The sequence below is a fragment of the Streptomyces sp. CB02923 genome (genome assembly GCF_001905005.1).
Taxonomy (GTDB): domain Bacteria; phylum Actinomycetota; class Actinomycetes; order Streptomycetales; family Streptomycetaceae; genus Streptomyces.
In genome coordinates this window covers 375,143-391,933 of record NZ_LWKZ01000027.1, presented here as the reverse complement: position 1 = coordinate 391,933, position 16,791 = coordinate 375,143, and the positions used below count along the sequence as shown (strand labels likewise).

At 71.8% G+C, this 16,791-nt stretch carries 17 protein-coding genes and 1 tRNA gene; 15 read left to right on the top strand and 3 right to left on the bottom strand.

Translation table 11 applies throughout. The features are described from left to right. Positions 1–198: 198 nt before the first annotated feature. Positions 199–1,332, bottom strand: a complete 1,134-nt coding sequence (locus A6A06_RS36665) for an FAD-dependent oxidoreductase (protein ID WP_073767829.1) — start codon at positions 1,330–1,332, stop codon at positions 199–201. Positions 1,333–1,464: 132 nt separating this feature from the next. Between A6A06_RS36665 and A6A06_RS36660 the strand changes: the two genes are divergently transcribed. Next, positions 1,465–2,091: a TetR/AcrR family transcriptional regulator gene (locus tag A6A06_RS36660; protein WP_079194603.1), complete on the top strand. Its 627-nt coding sequence runs from the start codon at positions 1,465–1,467 to the stop codon at positions 2,089–2,091. A 6-nt stretch (positions 2,092–2,097) separates the two neighbouring features. Here the strand turns inward: A6A06_RS36660 and A6A06_RS36655 are convergent, their stop codons facing one another. Next, complete coding sequence (locus A6A06_RS36655) at positions 2,098–2,865, bottom strand: LysR family transcriptional regulator substrate-binding protein (RefSeq protein WP_073767828.1); 768 nt, start codon at positions 2,863–2,865, stop codon at positions 2,098–2,100. A 58-nt stretch (positions 2,866–2,923) separates the two neighbouring features. Here A6A06_RS36655 and A6A06_RS36650 point away from each other — a divergent pair, with 58 nt between their 5' ends. The 9 genes from A6A06_RS36650 (at position 2,924) to A6A06_RS36610 (ending at position 10,932) form a co-directional block, all read left to right on the top strand. Continuing rightward, the gene (locus A6A06_RS36650; RefSeq protein WP_073768348.1) at positions 2,924–3,334 is read left to right on the top strand and encodes a DUF5997 family protein; all 411 of its coding nucleotides are present in this window, start codon (positions 2,924–2,926) and stop codon (positions 3,332–3,334) included. A 171-nt stretch (positions 3,335–3,505) separates the two neighbouring features. After that, entirely contained in the window at positions 3,506–3,739 is a 234-nt protein-coding gene (locus A6A06_RS36645) for a hypothetical protein (protein ID WP_242441129.1), read from the top strand. Positions 3,740–3,966: 227 nt separating this feature from the next. Continuing rightward, complete coding sequence (gene argC / locus A6A06_RS36640) at positions 3,967–4,995, top strand: N-acetyl-gamma-glutamyl-phosphate reductase (RefSeq protein WP_073767827.1); 1,029 nt, start codon at positions 3,967–3,969, stop codon at positions 4,993–4,995. After that, positions 4,992–6,146, top strand: a complete 1,155-nt coding sequence (gene argJ, locus A6A06_RS36635) for a bifunctional glutamate N-acetyltransferase/amino-acid acetyltransferase ArgJ (protein ID WP_073767826.1) — start codon at positions 4,992–4,994, stop codon at positions 6,144–6,146. Before argC ends, argJ begins: the two co-directional genes overlap by 4 nt. Continuing rightward, positions 6,143–7,108 (top strand): acetylglutamate kinase, encoded by a 966-nt coding sequence (gene argB, locus A6A06_RS36630; RefSeq protein ID WP_073767825.1) that lies wholly within the window; start codon positions 6,143–6,145, stop codon positions 7,106–7,108. The genes argJ and argB overlap by 4 nt, the downstream gene beginning before the upstream one ends. Next, positions 7,105–8,355, top strand: a complete 1,251-nt coding sequence (locus tag A6A06_RS36625; RefSeq protein WP_073767824.1) for an acetylornithine transaminase — start codon at positions 7,105–7,107, stop codon at positions 8,353–8,355. Before argB ends, A6A06_RS36625 begins: the two co-directional genes overlap by 4 nt. Before the next feature lie 8 nt (positions 8,356–8,363). Further along, positions 8,364–8,906, top strand: a complete 543-nt coding sequence (locus A6A06_RS36620; protein ID WP_030999552.1) for an arginine repressor — start codon at positions 8,364–8,366, stop codon at positions 8,904–8,906. A 189-nt stretch (positions 8,907–9,095) separates the two neighbouring features. Next, positions 9,096–10,331, top strand: coding sequence for a helix-turn-helix domain-containing protein (locus A6A06_RS36615; protein ID WP_073767823.1), 1,236 nt, complete (start codon positions 9,096–9,098; stop codon positions 10,329–10,331). A 34-nt stretch (positions 10,332–10,365) separates the two neighbouring features. Next, positions 10,366–10,932: a GNAT family N-acetyltransferase gene (locus tag A6A06_RS36610; RefSeq protein ID WP_073767822.1), complete on the top strand. Its 567-nt coding sequence runs from the start codon at positions 10,366–10,368 to the stop codon at positions 10,930–10,932. 30 nt (positions 10,933–10,962) lie between these two features. Here the strand turns inward: A6A06_RS36610 and A6A06_RS36605 are convergent. Next, a tRNA-Pro gene (locus A6A06_RS36605) sits at positions 10,963–11,036 on the bottom strand. Positions 11,037–11,186: 150 nt separating this feature from the next. Here A6A06_RS36605 and A6A06_RS36600 point away from each other — a divergent pair. From A6A06_RS36600 to A6A06_RS36580, 5 genes are all read left to right on the top strand, one after another. Continuing rightward, positions 11,187–11,552, top strand: a complete 366-nt coding sequence (locus A6A06_RS36600; RefSeq protein ID WP_073767820.1) for a DUF488 domain-containing protein — start codon at positions 11,187–11,189, stop codon at positions 11,550–11,552. 166 nt (positions 11,553–11,718) lie between these two features. After that, positions 11,719–12,912 (top strand): argininosuccinate synthase, encoded by a 1,194-nt coding sequence (locus A6A06_RS36595; RefSeq protein WP_073767819.1) that lies wholly within the window; start codon positions 11,719–11,721, stop codon positions 12,910–12,912. A 96-nt stretch (positions 12,913–13,008) separates the two neighbouring features. Next, positions 13,009–14,436: an argininosuccinate lyase gene (gene argH, locus A6A06_RS36590; RefSeq protein ID WP_073767818.1), complete on the top strand. Its 1,428-nt coding sequence runs from the start codon at positions 13,009–13,011 to the stop codon at positions 14,434–14,436. A 188-nt stretch (positions 14,437–14,624) separates the two neighbouring features. Further along, positions 14,625–15,176, top strand: coding sequence for a TetR/AcrR family transcriptional regulator (locus A6A06_RS36585; protein ID WP_073767817.1), 552 nt, complete (start codon positions 14,625–14,627; stop codon positions 15,174–15,176). Then, positions 15,173–16,759, top strand: a complete 1,587-nt coding sequence (locus tag A6A06_RS36580; protein WP_073767816.1) for an MFS transporter — start codon at positions 15,173–15,175, stop codon at positions 16,757–16,759. Before A6A06_RS36585 ends, A6A06_RS36580 begins: the two co-directional genes overlap by 4 nt. Positions 16,760–16,791 lie beyond the last annotated feature (32 nt).

Here is a 16,791-nt window from a genome sequence, read left to right as displayed (position 1 = left end):
CGGCCGGGGCGTACCCGTCTCTGTACGGCGCCCCCGGGCGGCCCGTACCCGTGTCTCTCTACGGCGCCCCCGGGCGGCCCGTACCCGTGTCTCTCTACGGCGCCCCCGGGCGGCCCGTACCCGTAGTACTTCGGAGCCACGGGGCAGGTGCATCCCCCGGCCGTACGCGTGCCGACAGTTCGGCCACTGGCCGTCCGGCTACCGACCGCCCGCCCCCACCGGCGGTATCAGGTGCCCCAGCCCCTCCGCGCACCTCTTGGCCAGTTCCGCCGACCGGGGCAGCATCAGCCCTTCGTACGCACGCACGGCGTCATCCACCCGCTCCTCGGCGATCAGCGCTTGGGCCAGATCGGCGCCGTCGAGCAGCGCGTGGTTGACGCCCACGCCGAGCGGCGGCATCAGGTGCGCGGCGTCCCCCAGCAGGGTCACGCCCGGGACGTGGTCCCAGATGTGCGGCACGGGCAGCGCGAACAAGGGGCGGTGGGCGAAGCCGCTGTCGCCGTTCAGCAGCGCGTAGCGCAGCCCCTCGTCCCAGCCGTCGAGCACCTTCGAGAAGTGCGCACGCGCCGCCGCCGCGTCGTCCAGGTCCACTCCGGCGGCCGTGTGCCAGTCCAGCGGGGCCCGGAATGCCAGGTAGGCGCGGATGTGGCCGTTGCTGTTGCGCTGGGCAAACAGGCCCGTGGACCCGGCCTTCGCCACCATGGTGCCGGGGCCGACCAGCCGCGCCAGGCCGGGATGGCGTACGTCGCAGTCGTCGAAGCCGGTCTCGACGAAGGCGACGCCGGTGTACTCGGGCAGGGCGTCCGACACGGCGGGCCGGACCCGCGACCATGCGCCGTCGGCGCCGACGACCAGGTCGAAGTCCTCGGTGGTGCCGTCCTCGAACGCCAGGCGGCAGGTGCCGTCGCCGAGCGGGGTGGCCGCACCGGCGGGGCGCCCCCACCGGACCGTCCCGGGAGTGAGCGAGTCCAGCAGCAGCCCCCGCAGGTGTCCGCGATCGATCTCCGGCCGGTACTCCGTGCCCGCGCCCTCGTCCCCGTCGGGCCACTCGCGCTCCAGGGCGGTCGCGGTGGCATGGTCCAGCGACCGCCACTCCTGGCCCTCGGGGCGGGACAGCTCGTGGAACCGGTCGAGCACCCCCGCCGCCCGCAGGGCGGCCTGGCCCGTGTCCGGATGCAGGTCGAGAGAGCCGCCCTGCGAGCGGGCGTCGGCGGACGCCTCGCGCTCGAAGACGGTGACGGAGCGGCCGTGGAGCTGCAGGACGCGGGCGCAGGCGAGGCCGCCGGGGCCGGCCCCGACGATCGCGACACGGGCCGCACGGGTGGCATTCATGGGTCCCCCTCCAGGGGTGCACGGAACGCCGGACCGATCGTCCGGCGCCTCCTCCACCAAAAAAGCACACCCACTAAAAAAGTGCAACGAATCAACCTTCGAACTCGATACACCACGAGGTAAGCTGCACCCGTGACCGAACCCGTTCCCCGCATCGAGCCCCCGCCGCCTTCCCAGGGCGACGCCCCCGTCGGCCGCCGCGAACGCAAGAAGGCCCGGACCCGCCAGGCTCTGGCCGACGCCGCCCTGCGGCTCTTCCTGGAACGCGGCTACGAGCAGGTCGGCGTCAAGGAGATCGCCGACGCCGCCGACGTGTCGGTGACGACCCTCTTCAAGCACTTCGCCGGCAAGGAGGCGCTCGTCTTCGACCAGGAGGACGACATCGAGGCCGCCCTGGTCGCCGCCGTACGCGAACGGGCTCCCGGCCAGTCGGTCCTTCAGGCCCTGCGCGAGTACGTCCTGCTCTCCGAGAAGGACACCACGCACCCCGAGATCGCCACGTTCGTCCGCCTGGTCGCCGACACCCCGGCGCTACGCGACTACGCCCAGCGCATGTGGATGCGGCACGAATCGGCCCTGGCCCGCGCCATCGCCGAGGAGGTCGGCGCCCCCGCGGACGACGTCACCTGCGCCGCCCTGGCCCACTTCGCCCTCGCCTCCCGCACCCTCGACAACCAGTACCCCGCTCCCCGCCGGGCCACCGAAGAAATCTTCGACCTGCTGGAGCGGGGCTGGGAGGCGGTCCGCCCGGGGAGCTGACCGGCGTCAGCGGCGGGGCTTGCCCCGCTTGGCGCCCTTCGGGGCGCCGGAGCCGCCGCGCGCGGTGCGGGAGCCCTTGCCGACGGGCTTGCGGGCGGCGGGCTTGCGGGCGCCCGCCTTGCCGGGCTGCTTGGCCTTCGGCTCGTCCGCGGCCTGCGGCCGGCTGCGGCCGCGGGTGCTGTTGACGGTCCGGCCGCGGACGATGCCGATGAAGTCCTCGACCCGTTCGGTCGTCCGTTCCTCCGGCCAGGCCAGCGCGACCTGGGACTGCGGGGCGTCCGTCAGCGTCCGGTACTTGAGGTCCTTGCGGTGGTGCAGCCGGGCCAGCGACTGCGGGACGACGAGCAGGCCGATGCCTGCCGCCACCAGCTCGATGGCGTCCGCCGTCGTCGCGGGCCGCTCGAAAGCGGGCTGCCCCGGCGGGCGCTCCCAGCCGAGGGTGTCGTCGAGGGGGTGCAGCACGATCTCGTCGGCCAGGTCCTCGACGGCGACCTCGTCGGCCGCGGTGAAGAGGTGGTCCTTCGGGACCACGACCACCGTCGTCTCCGTATAGAGGGGAATCGCGCTGAAGTACGTGCGGTCGGCCGGCAGCCGTACGAAACCGGCGTCGGCGCCGCCGTCCCGCAGGACGTCGTACGCCGCGGCGGGCGGCGTCGCGATGAGCTCCAGCGGAACGCCGGGCAGCCGCTCGTTCCAGATACGCACCCACTTCGCGGGCGTCACCCCCGGGACGTACGCGAGCCGGAACGAGAGGGTTTCTTCCGAGCCTGTCACTCCGCCAGGTTACCGGTCGTGGTCAGAGGTGGCGCACACGATCGATACCCTTGACATCATGACGTCGCACCAGAACACCCAGACGATGAAGCCCGCGACCGCGGCGAAGAAGCTGGGTGTGTACCTCGAAGCCACCCCCGCCGAATTCCAGGAGGGTGTCGTCTCGCGCGCCGAGCTGAACGCGCTGCAGACCGATCCGCCCGCGTGGCTCCGGGAGCTGCGACTGAACGGGCCGCACCCGCGCCCCGTCGTGGCCGCGAAGCTGGGCGTCTCCATCTCGGGCCTCGCCCGCGGCGGAGTCACCGAGGCGCTCACCACGGAGCAGATCGACGCCCTGAAGGCGGAGTCCCCGGAGTGGCTGCAGAAGGAGCGCGCCACCCAGGCCGAGGTCCGCAAGGAGACCGTGCGGATCAAGGAGAAGAACAAGGAAAAGCAGGCGAAGCAGGAACAGCAGGAGAAGGGCGCGTAGCGCCGGCTGCATTCCTGACGCGCGACCGGCCGCGTGCGTGACGCGCGGCGGGGCCGCCGGCTGTTCGGCGGCCTGCGGCCGGTCCCGCCGCGCCCCCCGCCGACGGGCCCGCCGGCCGCCGTTTGCCGGCGCGTCGAATCCACCCCCGCGCCGCAGGATTACACCCGGCGCATGTGGTCGCGCCACGAGAAGGCGCTGGCCGTCGCCCTTGCCGATGCCACCGGGCTGCCTCCGGACGATCTGGCTATCACCGGCCTGGCACGTTTCGCCCTGGAGGCCCCCGGCCTCGCCCGCGCGAGCGACGACCAGGCCCAGGTCGTACGTGACCTGTTCGCCCTGCTGGAACACGGCTGGGCCACCACCCCGCCGGCGCGCCAGGAGGGCCTCCCCGGCCAGGGCGGGTAACCGAGGCCGGGGGCCGCGTCACGGCGTCATGCGTCACGCGGAGCCCACTTGAAGATCTTCGCTTCGCCCCCCCGGGGGCGGTCGTCGCGATCATCGCTCCGCCGGGTCGGCTCAGCCGTCGAGCCCGGCCCATTCCGCCACAGGCACTCCCTCCCGTCACTCCCCTCACCCCTCATTGCATAAAACTTCCACAATCCGTATAGTCATGCCTCCAAGGAGGAGGGTCCATGGCAGTACGAGCAGCAGTGGCCGGAGCGAGCGGGTATGCCGGAGGAGAGGTTCTGCGGCTGCTTCTGGCGCATCCGGAGGTCGAGATCGGTGCGGTGACCGCGCACGGCAACGCCGGGCAGCGGCTCGGTGCGGTGCAGCCGCATCTGGTGCCGCTGGCGGGGCGGGAGCTGGTGGCCACCACGGCCGAAGCGCTGGCCGGGCACGATGTCGTCTTCCTCGCGCTGCCGCACGGGCAGTCCGCCGCGGTGGCCGAGGCGCTGGGGCCCGAGGTGCTCGTCGTGGACTGCGGCGCGGACTTCCGGCTGGCGGACGCCGGTGACTGGGAGAAGTTCTACGGTTCGCCGCACGCCGGCACCTGGCCGTACGGGCTGCCCGAGCTGCCGGGGGCGCGGGAGGCACTGCGTGGGGCGCGGCGTATCGCGGTCCCGGGCTGCTATCCGACGGCCGTCTCGCTCGCCCTCTTCCCGGCGTACGCGGCGGGGCTCGCCGAGCCGGAGGCCGTCGTGGTCGCCGCTTCGGGCGCGTCCGGCGCGGGCAAGGCGCCCAAGCCGCACCTGCTGGGCAGCGAGGTGATGGGCTCGATGAGCCCGTACGGCGTGGGCGGGGTGCACCGGCACACGCCGGAGATGGCGCAGAACCTGGGCGCCGCGGCGGGGGAGCCGGTCACCGTGTCCTTCACGCCGACGCTCGCGCCCATGTCCCGCGGCATCCTCGCCACCTGCTCCGCCAAGGCCAGGCCGGGCGTGGACGGTGACGGCCTGCGGGACGCGTACGAGAAGGCGCTGGGGGACGAACCGTTTGTCCAACTGCTGCCGGAGGGGCAGTGGCCGTCCACCGCTGCCGTGTACGGGTCGAACACCGCGCTGGTGCAGGTCGCCCACGACGCGGCGGCCGGCCGGATCGTCGTGGTCAGCGCCATCGACAACCTGACGAAGGGCACCGCCGGCGGCGCGGTGCAGAGCATGAACATCGCCCTGGGCCTCGACGAGGCCACCGGGCTCTCAACGATCGGAGTCGCACCGTGAGCGTCACGGCAGCCAAGGGTTTCTCGGCGGCGGGCATCGCCGCCGGGATCAAGGAGAACGGGAACCCGGACCTCGCCCTGGTGGTGAACAACGGACCGCGACTGGCCGCCGCAGGCGTCTTCACCGCCAACCGCGTCAAGGCCGCCCCGGTGCTCTGGTCCGAGCAGGTCCTCAAGGGCGGCCGGGTCTCGGCCGTCGTCCTCAACTCCGGCGGCGCCAACGCCTGCACGGGCCCCGCGGGCTTCCAGGACACCCACGCCACCGCGGAGAAGGCCGCGGAGGTCCTCAAGGGGCACAGCGCGGGGGAGGTCGCCATCGCCTCGACGGGGCTCATCGGCGTACGGCTGCCGATGGACAAGCTGCTGCCGGGCATGGAGAAGGCCGCCGTCGAGCTGAGCGCGCACGGCGGGGAGAAGGCCGCCATCGCGATCAAGACCACCGACAGCGTGCACAAGACCGCCGTGGTGACCGGGGACGGCTGGACGGTCGGCGGCATGGCCAAGGGCGCGGGGATGCTCGCGCCGGGGCTGGCCACCATGCTCGTCGTGCTGACCACCGACGCCGACCTGGAGGCGCCGGTCCTGGACCGGGCGCTGCGCGACGCGACCCGCACCACCTTCGACCGGGTCGACTCGGACGGCTGCATGTCCACCAACGACACGGTGCTGCTGCTCGGCTCGGGGGCGTCCGGGGAGGTCCCGGAGTACGACGCGTTCGCGGACGCGGTCCGCACGGTCTGCGACGATCTGGCGCGGCAGCTCATCGGGGACGCCGAGGGCGCGAGCAAGGACATCCGTATCGAGGTCGTGGGCGCGGCGAGTGAGGACGACGCCGTCGAGGTGGGCCGGTCCATCGCCCGGAACAATCTGCTGAAGTGCGCCATCCATGGTGAGGACCCGAACTGGGGGCGGGTGCTGTCCGCCATCGGCACCACCTCCGCCGCCTTCGACCCGGACCGGCTGAACGTCGCCATCAACGACATCTGGGTCTGCAAGAACGGTTCGGTGGGCGAGGACCGGGACCTGGTCGACATGCGCTACCGGGAGGTACGGATCACCGCCGACCTCAGCGCGGGCACCGAGTCCGCGGTGATCTGGGCGAACGACCTCACCGCCGACTACGTCCACGAGAACAGCGCGTACTCGTCATGAGCACCCGCAAACACACCGCGCTGCCCAAGGCCCGCACCCTCATCGAAGCCCTGCCCTGGCTCACCCGCCACCACGGCAAGACCGTCGTCATCAAGTTCGGCGGCAACGCCATGGTCGACGAGGAGCTGAAGGCCGCCTTCGCCCAGGACGTCGTCTTCCTGCGGCACGCCGGGCTGCGGCCGGTCGTCGTACACGGCGGCGGCCCGCAGATCAGCGCCCAGCTGGACCGGCTGGGCCTGGAGTCGGAGTTCAAGGCGGGCCTGCGGGTCACCACGCCCGAGGCGATGGACGTCGTACGGATGGTGCTCGCCGGACAGGTGCAGCGCGAACTGGTCGGGCTGCTCAACCAGCACGGCCCGCTCGCCGTCGGCATGACCGGCGAGGACGCCCACCTGATGACCGCCACCCAGCACTACGCCGAGGTGGACGGCGAGCGGGTGGACATCGGGCGGGTCGGCGAGGTCACCGCCGTCGACCCCGGGGCCGTACGGGCGCTGCTGGACGACGGCCGCATTCCGGTCATCTCCTCCGTCGCCCGCAGCGCCGACGAGGACGACCGGACCGGCGTCTTCAACGTCAACGCCGACACCGCGGCGGCGGCCCTGGCCGCGGCCCTCGGCGCCGAGACGCTGATGGTCCTCACCGACGTCGAGGGCCTGTACGAGGACTGGCCGCACAGCGACGAGGTGATCTCCCGGCTCACCGCCACCGAGCTGGAGAAGCTGCTGCCCGACCTGGCCAGCGGCATGGTGCCGAAGATGCGGGGCTGCCTGCACGCCGTACGCAACGGCGTGCACACCGCCCGGGTCATCGACGGCCGGGTCCAGCACTCGATCCTGCTGGAGATCTTCACCGACGAGGGGATCGGCACGATGGTCGTGCCGGACGAACCGGCGCACACCGGCGCGACGGGCGCCGACGCGGCGGACATCGGCGAGAGCGAGAAGGCGGGAGCGGCATGAGCGACACGGCCACCGAAACCACGCCCACCACGTGTGGAACGGCCTCCAACACGGCGCTCACCGAGCGCTGGCAGGGCGCCATGATGGACAACTTCGGCACGCCCCGCGTCCCGCTCGTACGCGGCGAGGGCACCCGGGTCTGGGACGCCGACGGCAACGGCTACCTCGACTTCCTCGGCGGCATCGCCGTCAACGCCCTCGGCCACGCGCACCCCGCCGTGGTCCGCGCGGTCTCCGAACAGATCGCCACCCTCGGCCACGTCTCCAACTTCTTCGTCGCCGAACCGACCGTCGCACTGGCCGAACGGCTGCTGCGGATCGCCGGCCGCCCCGGGCGCGTCTACTTCTCCAACTCCGGCGCGGAGGCCAACGAAGCCGCCTTCAAGATCGGCCGGCTGACCGGGCGTACGCACATGGTCTCCACGGCCGGCGGCTTCCACGGCCGCACCATGGGCGCCCTCGCGCTCACCGGCCAGCCCGCCAAGCAGGCCCCCTTCCGGCCGCTCCCCGGCGACGTCGACTTCGTCCCGTACGGCGACGCGGAAGCCCTGCGCGCCGCCGTCACCACCGACACCGCGCTGGTGATCATCGAGCCGGTCCAGGGCGAGAACGGCGTCGTCGTCCCGCCGCCCGGCTACCTCGCCGCCGCCCGCGAGATCACCGCCGCCACCGGCACCCTGCTCGTCCTGGACGAGATCCAGACCGGCATCGGCCGTACGGGCCACTGGCTGGCGTCGCAGGCCCAGGGCGTCGAGGCCGACGTGATCACGCTCGCCAAGGGCCTCGGCGGCGGCCTGCCCATCGGCGCCACCCTCGCCTTCGGCCCGGCCGCCGACCTGCTGACCCCCGGCTCGCACGGCTCGACGTTCAGCGGCAACCCGGTCGTGTGCGCGGGCGCGCTCGCCGTACTGGACACCATCGAGGCCGACGGCCTCCTCGACCACGTCAAGCGGGTGGGCGAGCGGCTGCGTGGCGGGATCGAAGCGTCGGCGCACCCGCTCGTCGGCCAGGTCCGCGGCGCGGGACTCCTCCTGGGTATCGTCTTGTCCGAGCCCCTCGCACCACAGGTGCAGCGAGCGGCTCAGGACGCGGGCCTCCTGGTGAACGCGGTCGCGCCGGACGTCATCCGGCTCGCCCCGCCGCTGATCGTCTCGGACGACGAAGCGGATACGTTCCTCCGGAAGCTCCCCGCCGTCCTCGACGCGGCCCTCGCCGGGGCACACGGGGTACAACGATCCGGAGACTGACGACAACGATGACCGAGGCGCAGGACAACGAGACGCTGCACGGGGGGCCTGCCGTACCGCAGACCCGCACCGCCCGCCACCGCCGGATCGTGGACATCCTCAACCGGCAGGCCGTCCGCTCCCAGAGCCAGCTCGCCAAGCTGCTCGCCGACGACGGCCTGTCCGTCACCCAGGCCACCCTCTCGCGTGACCTGGACGAACTGGGCGCGGTGAAGATCCGCAACACCGGCGGGGAACTGATCTACGCGGTGCCGAGCGAGGGCGGCGACCGCAAGCCGCGGGCCCCGCTGGGGGAGTCCGCCAAGGAGGAGCGGATGCGCCGGCTGTCCGGCGAACTCCTCATCTCCGCCGAGGCGTCCGCCAACCTCGTGGTGCTGCGCACCCCGCCCGGCGCCGCCCAGTTCCTCGCCTCCGCCATCGACCAGGCCGAACTGCACGACATCCTCGGCACCATCGCCGGCGACGACACGCTGATGCTCATCAGCCGCGACCCGGCCGGCGGCCAGGCCCTCGCCGACCACCTGCTGAACCTGGCGCAAAAGGCACGCTGAACCACCCGGCCCACGCGGTGGCGCCCGCCGGGCCGCTGTACGGGGGCCCGGCCGGGCGGCACGGGGGCCCGATGCCGACGGTACGAGCGCTAGCGCTGTTCGACGGGGTGGGGCGGATGCGACCGATCATCGGGACGCGCGCCCACCATCCCCATCCCACCGCCCTATAGGCCGCCCTATATTCGCCGTATGACGGCGCCCGGCCTCAGTATCTGGTCCCACCCGGAACTGCTTTCGGCGCTCGCTGCCGAGGACTGGGGCGCCGTCCTGCGCACCTATCGCAGGCTCTCGGGGCTCTCCCAGACCAAGATCGGCGAGCTCGTCGGCCTGGTGCAGCCGGACGTGTCCGACATCGAGCGTGGGCTTCGCCGGGTCACGTCCAGCGAAGTGCGGCAGCGCATCGTCAACGGGCTGAAAGCGCCGTCACACGTGGAGAGTCCGGACCGTCAGCCCGTACCGGGACTCGCGCTGCCCGGCGCGGGCCCGGACGAGGACCTGCTCGCACGCCTCTCCAGCACAGTCGACGCCACCCACAAAGCGGACGCCCCCACGCTGGACTGGCTGGACAGGCTGCTCGCCGAGCACCGTTCCGCCGAAGACCTGATCGGCTCACGTCCGCTGGTGGGGCTGATGCGGCAGCAACTCCGGTCCGTCATCGACCTGTACGCGGGCGCCAGGGGGCCGCTCGCGGGCCGCGTCGTCCGGCTCGCCTCCGAACACGCCCAGTTCCTCGCGTGGATGGCCCAGGACCAAGGGCAGACCACTGCCGCTCTCACCTGGTACGACCGCAGCCACGAATGGGCGCTGGAGGCCGGGGACGCGGACATGGCGGCCACGACACTGAGCATGAAGGCTCACATGGCGTGGTCCGGCGGCCGGGGCGACCGAGCCGTACGTCTGGCCGAGGCAGCGCGCTGGGCGGCCCCGGACGCGTCCCCCGGCGTACGGGGAATGGCGGCGCAGATGGCCGCCCGCGGCCACACCCTCAACGGTGCCGGCCGCGACGCTCACCGTTTGATCGACGAGGCCCAGGCGCTGATTGTCCGGGCGTCCGAGTACCCGGAGGACGAGCCCGCGTGGATGTACTTCTACGGCGACACGTGGTTCACGCTCCAGCGAGGCATGATCGCCATGCATCTGCGTGACTGGAACGAGGCCATCGGGTTTCTGCGCACCGGGCTGTCAGGGCTGGGCGACGGCTACCGGCGTGACCGCACCTGGTACGGATCCTGCCTGGCCCACGCGTACGCCGGGGCCGGAGAGGCCACCGAGGCATTGGCCGTAGCGCTCCCGCTCGTCCCCGACGCCGCCACGATCGGCCGCCCGCACTCCTGGAACGAGTTGCACGTCACGGCCGCGGCCCTGCTCCGTGCGGGAGCGAAGGAGGGACGCCCGCTGGTGGAGGCACTGCGGCAGCAGGACTGACCAGGCCCGACCGCTCAGGAGGGAGCCGTGCTCGATGGCTGCCCACTTGGAACTCCGGCACTTCTCCCACGCCGACCTCCCCGACACCCGCCAGACGCTGATCGACGTGCACGCGGAGGTGCACGCCGCCCGGATGGCGGACGACGAGTTCCGGCGGAGGTTTCCCTGGTTCGTGGATCACTGGGGTGGCAACCCCGGATTCTCGTGTGTGATCGCGTACGACGGAGGCGAGGCCGTGGGCTTCGCGTACGGTGCTCCCGGCGCGCCGGGGCGTGAGTGGTGGCGTGGTCACCTGGAGCCCGTACCCGAGAAGGGCCGTACGTTCCATTTCTCCGAGCTGATGGTGCGCGAGAGCCGGCGGAAGACGGGCGTGGCCGAGCGGCTGCACCGGGCGCTGATGAGCGCCAGGGGCGAAGACCTCGCCGCCCTTCTGGTGGACACCACCCACCCGAGGGTCCGGGCCCTGTACGAGTCGTGGGGGTATCGGAAGGTCGGTGAGGACCACCCGTTCCCGGACTCCCCGGTGTACGCGGTCATGATCGCGGCCCTGTCGCCGACACACACCGTAAAAACGATCGAGGGCCCTGTCCCGCCGAAGTGAAACAAGGCTCTGACCTGCGACTCTTTCGAGTCGGGACGACAGGATTTGAACCTGCGACCCCTTGACCCCCAGTCAAGTGCGCTACCAAGCTGCGCCACGTCCCGGTGCTCGCTTCGGCCGGGTTTCCCCGGTCGGGGCGTGCACAAGAAAAATACCCTGTCCGGGGCCCTGAATCCAAAGCGGGGTCCCTGTGGGGGTGCAGAACGGTCGAAAAGGGGCGGGCGGGCCCCTTGGGTGCGTGGTTGCATGGCGGTATGGGTGATCGCCGTGGAGAGGTCCGGCAGCGTCGGGTGTACGAGGCGCCGGAGGGCGAGGACGGGGCGCGGGTGCTCGTGGACCGGTTGTGGCCGCGAGGGGTGGCGAAGGACGCCGCGCGGCTGGACGAGTGGTGCAAGGACGTGGCGCCGTCGAAGGAGCTGCGTACCTGGTACGGGCACCGGGCCGAGCGGTATGAGGAGTTTGCGGAGAGGTATCGGGCGGAGCTGGCCGTTCCGCCGGCCGCCGAGGCGCTCGACGGGCTGCGGGAGCGGGTGGCGGCGGGGCCGGTGACGTTGCTGACCGCGACCAAGGAGATCGAGCTGAGTCATGTGACGGTGCTGGCGGAGGTGCTGGGGGAGTAGGGGAAGGAGGGGGAGCGGGGGAGGTCCGGCGGGGCGGGGTGGCTCTGGCCTGCGGGGATGGTTTCTGGGGTGCTGCGGTTGCGCCATTCGTGTGGCGTGCGTTGACGAATCATGCGGTGGAGTGCATAGTTATACCCATCAGCGAATGCACCGTAAGGAGAAACCCGTGACCGAGCGCGTCGTACTCGCCTATTCGGGCGGCCTGGACACCTCCGTCGCCATCGGCTGGATCGCCGAGGAGACGGGCGCCGAGGTCATCGCCGTGGCTGTGGATGTCGGCCAGGGCGGTGAAGACCTGGACGTCATCCGCAAGCGCGCGCTCGCCTGTGGCGCGGTCGAGGCCGAGGTCGCGGACGCCAAGGACGAGTTCGCCGACGAGTACTGCCTCCCGGCGATCAAGGCCAATGCGCTGTACATGGACCGGTACCCGCTGGTCTCCGCGCTGTCGCGGCCCACGATCGTCAAGCACCTGGTCGCCGCCGCCAAGAAGCACGGCGCGAGCACCGTCGCCCACGGCTGCACCGGCAAGGGCAACGACCAGGTGCGGTTCGAGGCCGGGATCTCCTCCCTGGCGCCGGACCTGAAGTGCATCGCCCCGGTGCGGGACTACGCGATGACGCGGGACAAGGCGATCGCGTTCTGCGAGAGCAAGAACCTGCCGATCACGACGACCAAGAAGTCGCCGTACTCGATCGACCAGAACGTCTTCGGGCGGGCCGTGGAGACCGGCTTCCTGGAGGACATCTGGAACGCGCCGATCGAGGACGTGTACGAGTACACGCAGAACCCGGCGCTGTCCCGGGAGGCCGATGAGCTGGTCATCACCTTCAAGGAGGGGGTGCCGGTCGCGATCGACGGCAAGCCCGTGTCGGTGCTGCAGGCGATTCAGCAGCTCAACGAGCGGGCCGGCGCGCACGGCATCGGCCGGATCGACATGGTCGAGGACCGCCTGGTCGGCATCAAGTCCCGGGAGGTCTACGAGGCGCCCGGCGCGATTGCGCTGATCACCGCGCACCAGGAGCTGGAGGCCGTCACCGTCGAGCGCGAGCTGGCCCGCTACAAGCGGCAGGTCGAGCAGCGGTGGGGCGAGCTGGTCTACGACGGCCTGTGGTTCTCGCCGCTCAAGCGGGCCCTGGACGGGTTCATCGACGAGGCGAACCAGGCGGTGTCGGGTGATGTCCGGATGACGCTGCACGGCGGTCGCGCGGTGGTCACCGGGCGGCGGTCCGAGCAGTCGCTGTACGACTTCAACCTGGCGACGTACGACACGGGCGACACCTTCGACCAGTCGCTGTCGAAGGGCTTCATCGAGATCTTCGGGATGTCGTCGAAGATCGCGGCGAAGCGGGACCTGGCGTAACCCCGGGCCGGAGCGCCACCCCGACCCCGTCCCCGGCAGCCGGTCCGTCCGGCTGCCGGGGACCGTACATCTCTTGATCCATGAGGAGCTGAGCAAGTGAGCAGCAACAGCGGTGACGTCCGGCTCTGGGGCGGCCGGTTCGCCGACGGGCCCGCCGAGGCCCTGGCGAAGCTGTCCGCCTCCGTCCACTTCGACTGGCGGCTGGCGCCGTACGACATCGCGGGTTCCCGTGCCCACGCGCGCGTGCTGAACAAGGCGGGGCTGCTCAGCGAGGAGGAGCTGCTCCGGATGCTCGGGGGGCTCGATCAGCTGGAGGCCGATGTCGCCGACGGCGGTTTCGTCGGGACCATCGCCGACGAGGACGTGCACACCGCGCTGGAGCGGGGGCTGCTGGAGCGGCTCGGCCCGGACCTCGGGGGCAAGCTGCGCGCCGGGCGGTCCCGCAACGACCAGGTCGCCACGCTCTTCCGGATGTACCTGCGCGACCACGCCCGGATCATCGGCGGGCTGCTCGCGGATCTCCAGGAGGCGCTGGTCGGCCTCGCCGAGGCGCACCCGGACGTCGCGATGCCGGGCCGTACGCACCTCCAGCACGCGCAGCCGGTGCTGTTCGCGCACCACGTCCTCGCGCACGTCCAGGCGCTGTCGCGGAACGCGGAGCGGCTGCGGCAGTGGGACACGCGGACGGCCGTCTCGCCGTACGGGTCGGGTGCGCTGGCGGGTTCCTCGCTCGGGCTGGACCCGGAGGCGGTCGCCGCCGATCTCGGGTTCGAGGGCGGCAGCTCGGCCAACTCCATCGACGGTACGGCGTCCCGGGACTTCGTCGCCGAGTTCGCCTTCATCACCGCGATGACCGGCGTGGACCTGTCCCGGATCGCCGAGGAGGTCATCATCTGGAACACGAAGGAGTTCTCCTTCGTGACCCTGCACGATGCCTTCTCCACCGGCTCCTCGATCATGCCGCAGAAGAAGAACCCGGACATCGCCGAGCTGGCCCGTGGCAAGTCCGGGCGGCTGGTCGGCAATCTGACGGGCCTGCTGACCACGTTGAAGGCACTGCCGCTCGCGTACAACCGCGACCTCCAGGAGGACAAGGAGCCGGTCTTCGACTCCTGCGACCAGCTGGAGATCCTGCTGCCGGCGTTCACCGGGATGATGGCCACGCTGACCGTCAACCGGGAGCGTATGGAGGAGCTGGCCCCGGCCGGTTTCTCGCTCGCCACGGACATCGCCGAGTGGCTCGTACGGCAGGGGGTGCCGTTCCGGGTGGCGCACGAGGTCGCGGGGGAGTGCGTCAAGGAGTGCGAGCAGCACGGCATCGAGCTGGACGAGCTGAGCGACGAGCAGTTCGCCGCGATCTCGCCGCATCTGACGCCGGAGGTCCGTACGGTCCTGAACGTGCCCGGCGCGCTCGCCTCGCGCAGCGGCCGCGGCGGCACGGCCCCGTCCGCCGTCGCCGTCCAGCTGGCTGAGGTCACGGCGGATCTGGCCACGCAGCGGGCTTGGGCGGACGCGAAGCGCTGAGCGTTCCCGCACCCGTACGGGACGCCGGGTGCCGAGCACCGGACGGCGGTGCTCGGCCCCGGTCCGCGGCCCCCTCGGAGTCTCCGAGGGGGCCGCGGCCGTTCCGCTGCGCGAGGGGAGACCGTGCGAGGGGAGACATCCGCGATTCGCGTGAGACATTGATGTCTCATTCGGTTATTCTCTGTCTCATGGCCGTTGACCGAGAGCACGTACTCACCGAAGCCGCCGGCCTGCTCACCCGCAAGGCGACCGCCGGCATGGACGAGATCGCCAGGGCCGCCGGCATCAGCCGCGCCACCCTCCACCGCCACTTCGCGGGCCGGGACGCCCTGATCAAGGCCCTGGAGGAACTGGGCATCGAGCAGTTCGGCAGGGCGCTGGACGCCTCCCGCCTCGACGAGGACGACGCCGTCAGCGCGCTGCGCCGGCTGATCGTCGAGACCGAGCCCGTCGCGGGCTTCCTGGCCTTCCTCTACACCGAGAACCAGCTCTTCGAGGGCGAGGAGGTCAACAAGGGCTGGGAGCGGCTGGACGCCCGTATCCACGCGCTCTTCCGGCGCGGCCAGGAGGAGGGCGACTTCCGTATCGACCTGACCCCCGTCTGGCTCACCGAGGCGCTGTACGGACTGATCGGCGCCGGCGCGTGGGCCGTGCACGAAGGGCGCGTCGCCCGCAGAGACCTCGACCACTCGATCGCCGAGCTGCTGCTCGGCGGCATCCGACGGAGCATGGAGAAATGAGCAAGCCCGCCAAGGAGACCGCGGACCGCACCGGTGCCACCGCGGAGCACCAGCCCCGCCCCGGACGCTGGCTCGCGCTCGCCGTCCTCGTCCTCGCCGTCCTGCTGGTCGGCGTGGACGCCACCGTCCTGGGCCTCGCCACCCCCTTCCTCAGCGAGGATCTGCGCCCGTCCGGCACGCAGCTGCTGTGGATCGGCGACGTCTACTCGTTCGTCATCGCCGGCCTGCTGGTCTCGATGGGCAGCCTCGGCGACCGCATCGGGCGCAAGAAGCTGCTGCTGACCGGATCGGTCGTATTCGGCGCCATGTCGGTGCTCGCGGCGTACGCCGGCACCCCGGCCATGATGATCGTGGCGCGGGCGCTGCTGGGCGTGGCGGGCGCGACGCTGATGCCCTCCACCCTCGCCCTGATCCGCAACCTCTTCCACGACCCCAAGGAACGCAGCCTGGCCATCGGCATCTGGGGTGCCATGGCCTCGGCGGGCGCGGCCGTCGGCCCGGTGCTCGGCGGCTTCCTGCTCGGCCACTTCTGGTGGGGCTCGGTCTTCCTGATCAACCTGCCCGTGATGGCCCTGCTGGTGATCATCGGCGCCAAGGTGCTGCCGGAGTCCCGCAACCCGGACCCCGGCCCGTGGGACCTGCCCAGCGTGGGCCTGTCCCTCGTGGGCATGGTCGGCATCGTCTACGCGATCAAGGAAGCGTCGGTGCACGGCTTCCGCTGGGACATCGCGGCCGCCGGTGTCTTCGGGGTGCTCGCGCTGATCACGTTCGTACGCCGGCAGCAGACCCTGAAGTCGCCGCTGCTGGACATGAAGCTCTTCCAGCACCGCGGCTTCTCCGGCGCCGTACTGGCCGACCTGCTGACCATCCTGGGCCTGTCCGGACTGGTCTTCTTCCTCTCGCAGTTCCTCCAGATGGTGCAGCTGCGCTCGCCGCTCAACGCCGGACTGGTCGAACTGCCCGCGGCGATCGGCGCGGTGGGCGCGGGACTGGCCGCCGGATACGTCGCCCGACGGCTGTCCGTACGGCTCGTCGTCGCCGGAGGCCTGGGCGTGGTCGGCCTGGCCCTGGCCGGCTGCATCGGCCTGGGCCAGGACACCAGCACCCTCACCCTCGGCACCATCCTGTTCGCCGTCGGCGTCGGCGCGGGCTTCGCCTTCACCGTCACCGCGGACGTGATCCTCTCCAGCGTGCCCAAGGAGCAGGCGGGCGCCGCGTCCGCCGTCTCGGAGACGGCGTACGAACTGGGCGCCGCCCTCGGCATCGCGCTGCTCGGCTCCATCGTCACCAGCATCTACCGGGACTTCGCCACCCCGGACGGCGTACCCGAGACGGCCGCGAACGCCGCCAGGGAATCGCTCGGCGGCGCCGTCGAAGCGTCCGGCTCCCTCCCGCCCGACGCCGGGGACGGCCTGCTCAGGGCCGCCCAGCACGCCTTCGTCGACGGCCTGGACACCGCGGCCGGGGTCGGCGCCGCCGTGCTGATCGCCGCGGCCTGCGCCGCGTGGTTCCTGCTGCGCGGCCAGCGGCTGGAGGACGGCACCGTCGCGGTGGAGCCCGAACCGGAGGCGGCGCATCACTGATCCGGGTGATCCGTAGTACCGGGCGGGGGGCG

Excerpts from the sequence above, each read along its gene's own strand:
- A6A06_RS36665 (WP_073767829.1), bottom strand. The coding sequence starts at position 1,332 with ATGAATGCCACCCGTGCGGCCCGTGTCGCGATCGTCGGGGCCGGCCCC.
- A6A06_RS36650 (WP_073768348.1), top strand. The coding sequence starts at position 2,924 with ATGACGTCGCACCAGAACACCCAGACGATGAAGCCCGCGACCGCGGCG.
- A6A06_RS36645 (WP_242441129.1), top strand. The coding sequence starts at position 3,506 with ATGTGGTCGCGCCACGAGAAGGCGCTGGCCGTCGCCCTTGCCGATGCC.
- argC (WP_073767827.1), top strand. The coding sequence starts at position 3,967 with ATGGCAGTACGAGCAGCAGTGGCCGGAGCGAGCGGGTATGCCGGAGGA.
- argB (WP_073767825.1), top strand. The coding sequence starts at position 6,143 with ATGAGCACCCGCAAACACACCGCGCTGCCCAAGGCCCGCACCCTCATC.
- A6A06_RS36625 (WP_073767824.1), top strand. The coding sequence starts at position 7,105 with ATGAGCGACACGGCCACCGAAACCACGCCCACCACGTGTGGAACGGCC.
- A6A06_RS36620 (WP_030999552.1), top strand. The coding sequence starts at position 8,364 with ATGACCGAGGCGCAGGACAACGAGACGCTGCACGGGGGGCCTGCCGTA.
- A6A06_RS36615 (WP_073767823.1), top strand. The coding sequence starts at position 9,096 with ATGACGGCGCCCGGCCTCAGTATCTGGTCCCACCCGGAACTGCTTTCG.
- A6A06_RS36610 (WP_073767822.1), top strand. The coding sequence starts at position 10,366 with ATGGCTGCCCACTTGGAACTCCGGCACTTCTCCCACGCCGACCTCCCC.
- A6A06_RS36600 (WP_073767820.1), top strand. The coding sequence starts at position 11,187 with ATGGGTGATCGCCGTGGAGAGGTCCGGCAGCGTCGGGTGTACGAGGCG.
- A6A06_RS36585 (WP_073767817.1), top strand. The coding sequence starts at position 14,625 with ATGGCCGTTGACCGAGAGCACGTACTCACCGAAGCCGCCGGCCTGCTC.
- A6A06_RS36580 (WP_073767816.1), top strand. The coding sequence starts at position 15,173 with ATGAGCAAGCCCGCCAAGGAGACCGCGGACCGCACCGGTGCCACCGCG.